This window comes from Mycobacterium sp. (genome assembly GCF_019243155.1).
In the GTDB taxonomy this organism is placed as follows: Bacteria; Actinomycetota; Actinomycetes; order Mycobacteriales; family Mycobacteriaceae; genus Mycobacterium.
The window spans coordinates 1-5,615 of the sequence record NZ_JAFAUS010000341.1 but is presented as its reverse complement, the minus strand read 5'-3'; the positions used below and the strand labels follow the sequence as shown (position 1 = coordinate 5,615).

The following is a 5,615-nucleotide window of genomic DNA, read 5'->3' as shown; positions in this document are numbered from 1 at the left end:
GTTCCGGGCGGACGGCGGCCAGACACCACGAGTGCAGGGCACCCATCGAATGCCCCACCATTCGAACAGGTGCTTGCACTGTGCTGACCGCGTCGGCCAGATCGGCGACGAAGCGCTCGGTGCTGACGGGATGCGGATCGTCGACGTCGCGGCCCCGGTGCCACAGCGCGTCGTAGGTGTAGACGGTGCCCAGCCGGGTCAGCCATGGGAGCTGGCGCGTCCATGTGGTGCCGCGCCCCATCAGGCCGTGCACCAGCACCAGCGGCTCGCCATCGCCTCCGTGGCGAGTCAACAGATCGCTGGGCATATCACCATCCTGGTGTGCACTAGGTCTTCGGTAGCGGCCGGCATGCAACGGGGTAGCCTAGCGACATGCCGCCAGTGGTGAAGATCAATGCAATCGAAGTTCCGGCCGAGGCAGGCCCAGAACTGGAGAAGCGGTTCGCCCACCGCGCGCATGCGGTGGAGAATCAGCCCGGCTTCCTCGGCTTTCAGCTGCTGCGTCCCATCCAGGGTGAGGACCGCTACTTCGTGGTGACACACTGGGAGTCCGATGAAGCATTCCAGGCGTGGGCGAAGGGACCTGCGATCGAAGCCCATGCGGGCCACCGGGCCAACCCGGTGGCGACGGGCGCGTCGCTGCTGGAATTCGAGGTCGTGCTCGACGTTGCCGCAAACAAAGCGGGCTAGCAAGCCCTCGGCTCGGCGTCGCGCTTTGGCGGTCAGTGCCGCCGCTGCACTGGTGGTCGCGTTGGCGCCCGGCTGCGCCCCCTCCCCCTCACCACAGGCGAACGCGGCGAACCCGGGCCGGCAGATCGATATGCGCACGCCGCCCGGCATCCGGGCCCAGCAGACGCTGGACATGCTGAACTCGGACTGGCCCATCGGACCGGTCGGGGTCGGTACCCTCGCCGTGCCGGACAAGGTCGAGTCGGTGCAATCCACCATGGAAGCGTTGTGGTGGGATCGTCCCTTCACGCTGGCCGGCGTGGACCTCAGCGCGAGCGTGGCCACATTGCACCTCATCTCGTCTTACGGTGCGCGGCAAGACATCCGGATACACACCGGCGACGACGGACGGGTGGATCGGTTCGACCTCGACACCCAGGCGCCCCCGATCAACTCGTGGCATGACATCGATGCGGTGCTGAGCAAGACCGGCGCGCGCTACTCCTACCAGGTCGCCAAGGTCGACAACGGCCACTGCGATCCGGTTGCGGGGACCAACACCGGTGAATCTTTGCCCCTGGCATCGATTTTCAAATTGTTTGTGCTGCATGCGGTGGCGGTCGCGATCAAGAACGGGACGGTGTCCTGGGACGACCAGCTGACCGTCACGGACAAGGGCCGGGCCGTCGGCTCTTCGGGTCTGCAACTGCCTGTCGGGGCTCATGTCTCGGTTCGCACCGCCGCGGAGAAGATGATCGCCACCAGTGACAACATGGCGACCGACCTGCTGATCGGGAAGCTCGGCACAAATGCCATCTCCGAAGCGCTCGCCACGGCCGGCCACCACGACCCGGCCAGCATGACTCCGTTCCCCACGATGTACGAACTGTTCTCGGTCGGCTGGGGTAAGCCGGACCTGCGCAGCCAATGGCAGCACGGATCGCCGCAGCTGCGCGCGCAGCTGCTGGCTCAGGCGAATTCCTCTCCCTACGAACCTGATCCGACCCGCGCGCACGCGCCGGCATCCTCCTACGGCGCGGAGTGGTACGGCAGCGCCGAGGACATCTGCCGCGTCCATGCGACGCTGCAGGCCGACGCGGTCGGCAAGGCCGCACCGGTCAGACAGATACTTTCCGCGGTGGCAGGCATCCAGCTCGACCGAAACGTCTGGCCTTACATCGGCGCCAAAGCCGGGGGTCTACCGGGCGACCTGACCTTCAGCTGGTACGCCGTCGACAAGACCCAGCAGCCATGGGTGGTCAGCTTCCAGCTCAACTGGCCCCGCGATCACGGGCCGACCGTCACCAGCTGGATGCTGCAGATCGCCAAGCAGGCCTTCGCGCTGATCGCCCCGCGCTAGTCAGGGGCAGAGCATCGGGCACGCAACTCGGGGACGCCTGGGCCGGTGAGATCGTCACAATAATCGCGGCGCCCCGCAATCGCCATCGTCAACGCCAAGGTCGTACCGCTGACGAGCGGGCCGGTGCCCGTCGCGAAGGCACCGTCGGTCGCCTCCAAACGCAGACCGTTGCAGGCGCTTTGGCTGCGCACCGCGAAATCCCGCTGCGCATAGAAGTCAGCGACGGAGGTCACGACGTCCACCGGAGGGGCGCCGCGAAGCCCGAGGGGCCGTCGGATGTCTTGAGCGTGCACAATAACCTCACCCAGCCACGCGGCGGTCGGTCCCAGTGGCGCGGTGGTACTCGTGATGACATGCCGGAACCGCTCGAGCGTCTCGGCGGGTGTTTCGCCCCGGTGCTCGGCCAAGCGCCGCTCGTTGTGTAGGTCGAAATCGAATCGCGCGCCCAAGACACTGGCACACCAGCGCATGGGACCGACGCTCGCCGCGGCCGTGAGGTGGGCGACGACCTGTTCGACATTCCACCGCCCGCACAGTGACGGATGCGCCCACTGCGCGTCGTCGAGGCCGGCGAGATCGTCTGCCAGCGCGGCGCGCTCGGCATGGGCCGCCGACCAGAGAGCATCACGGATAGCGCGTTTGGACATGGAGGCTCCCAACACATGGATGAAATGGCATCGATGTAGACCTGCGCCGCGCGTGAAAGTCATCGCCCCGCGCTAGTTCCTCACAAACGCAGCGTCCAGCGGTCCTGCCGGAAATTCATGTCGACACGACTCACGGGCGCTACATCTATGCGCCAAAACGATTTTGGCGGAATATTGAGCGCCACCAGGACCGCCGCGCGGATCACCGCCGGGTGTGTCACCGCGACCACACGCAAGGGCTTGGAAGCCTCTTTCTCGGTCAGTGCCTCCAGCCAGTCCGCCACCCGCTCGATCAAATCGAGGATCGACTCACCCCCGTGCGGCGCCCGCCCCGGCTCGGTCAGCCACGTCGTCAGGTCCTCCGGCCGTAGGTCTTTGAGCGCCTGACCCTGCCAGTACCCGCAATCCAGGTCGGCCAGGCTGGGTTCCGTTGCGGGATTCAATCCCAGCAGTTGCGCGGTCTGCCCGGCACGGAGCTCGGGTCCGGCGAGTTGTCGGGCGTCGCCGCGAAGGTCAAGGTGGGCAACGGTTTTCGTCTGCCTGCGGCCGATCTCGCTGAGCGGTTCGTCGGCGGGGAAACGGCCCGTCGCCATTGCGTCGGTCATCGCGTGCGCCACCAGGGTGAGCCGGACGACCTCCGTCACGCTGCTGCGATACTCGAGGTTCTGTCGGCGCGCTCGCCCAATAGCCGGGACGCCAGCGTGGAGAACACCACACCGATGCTCACCCACAGAATCAGCTGGGTGGCCAGCGAAAGCAGCCTGAACTCGTAAAGGACATCGGCGGGAAAGCCCGGGTAAATGATCACACCCGAGGCATCGCGCAGCGGCGCGGGCGTCTCGTCAACAGTGGGCAAAAGCGCCGTGACCGCGGCGAGCACCACGATGTATGTCCCGGCCGCGAGCAGCCAGGCGTTCCAGGCGCCGAATCGGGCTTCGAGGCGCCGGGCCAGCCACACCGCGCCGCCGGCCAGCACCACCGAGACCAGCACCATCAGCAGGTACCAGCCGGTGCGCTCCTTGATCGTGTCCGACTGGCCCACCGCGGGTGGATTGGGCGGATACTTCAAGAACGGCACCAGGTACACCCCGACGAAGGACGCCGCCGCGAGCTGCACCGAAAGCAGCCGCGCCTCAACATCTTTGGATCGCGCGTAGACGACGCAGAACAACACCGAGAACAGCGCGCCCATCGCGACCCCGAAGAGCAGGACTCCGAAACCCAATCCGGGGCTGGACTGCACGCCGCGGGTGAACAGCTCGACGCCGTGCTCGTGCACGCCGTGCGCTTCCTCGGCGTCGGTTCGACCGTCTTCAAAGGCGATGGCCCGGGCGATGACGGGCTCGGCACACAGGCGGGCGAAGATGAATGCCAGCACGGAGCCGACGACACCCGCCAGGAGACCACGTGCGATCAGTCGCTTCTCCACGTGAGCGAGTCAGTGGCAGGGAAAGCCCAGTAGGTGGCGCGCGTCGTGCACGAACTCGTGCACGTGCATGTCGCTGCCGAACAGCGATACCGCGCCCTGATCGACGCCGACGAAGTAGACCGCCAACAACGCCAGGAAGACCGTCGCGGCCAACCAGGCCGCGGCGCCGGCCGCCGACAGGTCAACCGAACGGGCGGCAGTCGTCTTCGAACCGGTCACACTATTGGACACAGTTGACTCCTTCTGGGGATATCGCGTCCCACTTGGGCGTTGACGAGCGCCGGGTCTGACTTTGCACAGTGGCGCGACCGTCCTGGATTCTCACCAGATTCCGTCGCTCGTCGAACAACAAGGGTCAGTCTAGACCGCGACTGCCGCGATCAATAAAACAATTCCGGACTTGTCCTGCGGTCCCGCGACGCAAAGCCGAGCTGGCTCACCGCCGAACACGGACGGGCCCTTTTGTCGGCGCAGCGAAAACGGGCGGCAATCCCGTGAGAGATTGACCGCCCGTTTCGACTGACTGCTACTGCGATTCCGGCGCGGGATTGCCGGCGCTGTGCGCCCCGGCTTTCGCCAGGTCCGGCTCGGCCGGAGGCTTGCGGGTTCCGGTGAACGTGAACGCCGCATCCTCTCCGGAGCCTTCGCCGTCCCAGTTGTCCACGTCGACCGTGACGACCTGTCCCGGACCGATCTCCTCGAAGAGGATCTTCTCCGAGAGCTGGTCCTCGATCTCGCGCTGGATGGTGCGCCGCAGCGGGCGAGCACCCAGCACCGGGTCGAAGCCGCGCTTGGCCAGCAACGACTTGGCCTTGTCGGTTAGCTCCAGAGCCATGTCCTTGGTCTTGAGCTGGTTGGCGACCCGGGTGATCATGAGGTCGACCATCCGGATGATTTCGTCGCGGGTCAGCTGGTGGAAGACGATGATGTCGTCGATGCGGTTCAGGAACTCCGGGCGGAAGTGCTTCTTCAGCTCGTCGTTGACCTTCTGCTTCATCCGCTCGTAGTTGTTGTCACCGCCACCCTGGGTGAACCCGAGGCCGACCGCCTTCGAGATGTCGGCAGTGCCCAGGTTGGACGTGAAGATCAGCACGGTGTTCTTGAAGTCGACCGTGCGCCCCTGACCGTCGGTCAGCCGACCGTCCTCGAGGACCTGCAACAGGCTGTTGTAGATCTCCTGGTGCGCCTTCTCGATCTCGTCGAACAGCACCACCGAGAACGGCTTGCGCCGCACCTTCTCGGTGAGCTGCCCGCCCTCTTCATAGCAGACGTAGCCGGGAGGGGCACCGAACAGCCGCGACGCGGTGAAGCGGTCGTGGAACTCGCCCATGTCGATCTGGATGAGCGCGTCGTCGTCACCGAAGAGGAACTCGGCGAGCGCCTTCGACAGCTCGGTCTTACCGACACCGGACGGACCGGCGAAGATAAACGACCCGGACGGGCGCTTCGGGTCTTTCAGGCCGGCGCGGGTACGGCGGATCGCCTTGGACACGGCCTTGACGGCATCCTC

8 protein-coding genes are annotated in these 5,615 nt (G+C 66.0%); 2 read left to right on the top strand and 6 right to left on the bottom strand.

What is annotated here, in order from left to right; translation table 11 throughout:
- Positions 1-307, bottom strand: a 307-nt coding sequence (locus tag JOZ00_RS17545) for an alpha/beta hydrolase (protein ID WP_293345793.1), incomplete at its 3' end; no start/stop codon positions are given.
- A gap of 65 nt (positions 308-372) precedes the next feature.
- Between JOZ00_RS17545 and mhuD the strand changes: the two genes are divergently transcribed.
- Positions 373-690 carry a mycobilin-forming heme oxygenase MhuD gene (gene mhuD / locus JOZ00_RS17540; RefSeq protein WP_293345791.1) on the top strand — a complete coding sequence of 106 codons (318 nt, stop codon included), beginning with the start codon at positions 373-375 and terminating at the stop codon, positions 688-690.
- A complete protein-coding gene (locus JOZ00_RS17535) occupies positions 668-2,029 on the top strand; it encodes a class A beta-lactamase-related serine hydrolase (protein ID WP_293345789.1) in 1,362 nt (453 codons plus the stop codon). Before mhuD ends, JOZ00_RS17535 begins: the two co-directional genes overlap by 23 nt.
- On the opposite strand, the gene JOZ00_RS17530 is transcribed toward JOZ00_RS17535, so the two are convergent.
- The 5 genes from JOZ00_RS17530 to JOZ00_RS17510 all read right to left on the bottom strand — a co-directional run.
- Positions 2,026-2,676 (bottom strand): maleylpyruvate isomerase family mycothiol-dependent enzyme, encoded by a 651-nt coding sequence (locus tag JOZ00_RS17530; RefSeq protein WP_293345787.1) that lies wholly within the window; start codon positions 2,674-2,676, stop codon positions 2,026-2,028. The two genes, JOZ00_RS17535 and JOZ00_RS17530, sit on opposite strands and share 4 nt — an antisense overlap.
- A gap of 80 nt (positions 2,677-2,756) precedes the next feature.
- Complete coding sequence (locus JOZ00_RS17525) at positions 2,757-3,320, bottom strand: histidine phosphatase family protein (protein ID WP_293345785.1); 564 nt, start codon at positions 3,318-3,320, stop codon at positions 2,757-2,759.
- Entirely contained in the window at positions 3,317-4,105 is a 789-nt protein-coding gene (locus JOZ00_RS17520; RefSeq protein WP_293345783.1) for a CbtA family protein, read from the bottom strand. Before JOZ00_RS17520 ends, JOZ00_RS17525 begins: the two co-directional genes overlap by 4 nt.
- 9 nt (positions 4,106-4,114) lie before the next feature.
- On the bottom strand, positions 4,115-4,336 hold the full coding sequence (locus JOZ00_RS17515; RefSeq protein ID WP_293345781.1) for a CbtB-domain containing protein: 222 nt from the start codon (positions 4,334-4,336) through the stop codon (positions 4,115-4,117).
- 295 nt (positions 4,337-4,631) lie between these two features.
- Positions 4,632-5,615, bottom strand: a 984-nt coding sequence (locus JOZ00_RS17510; protein WP_293345779.1) for an AAA family ATPase, incomplete at its 5' end; no start/stop codon positions are given.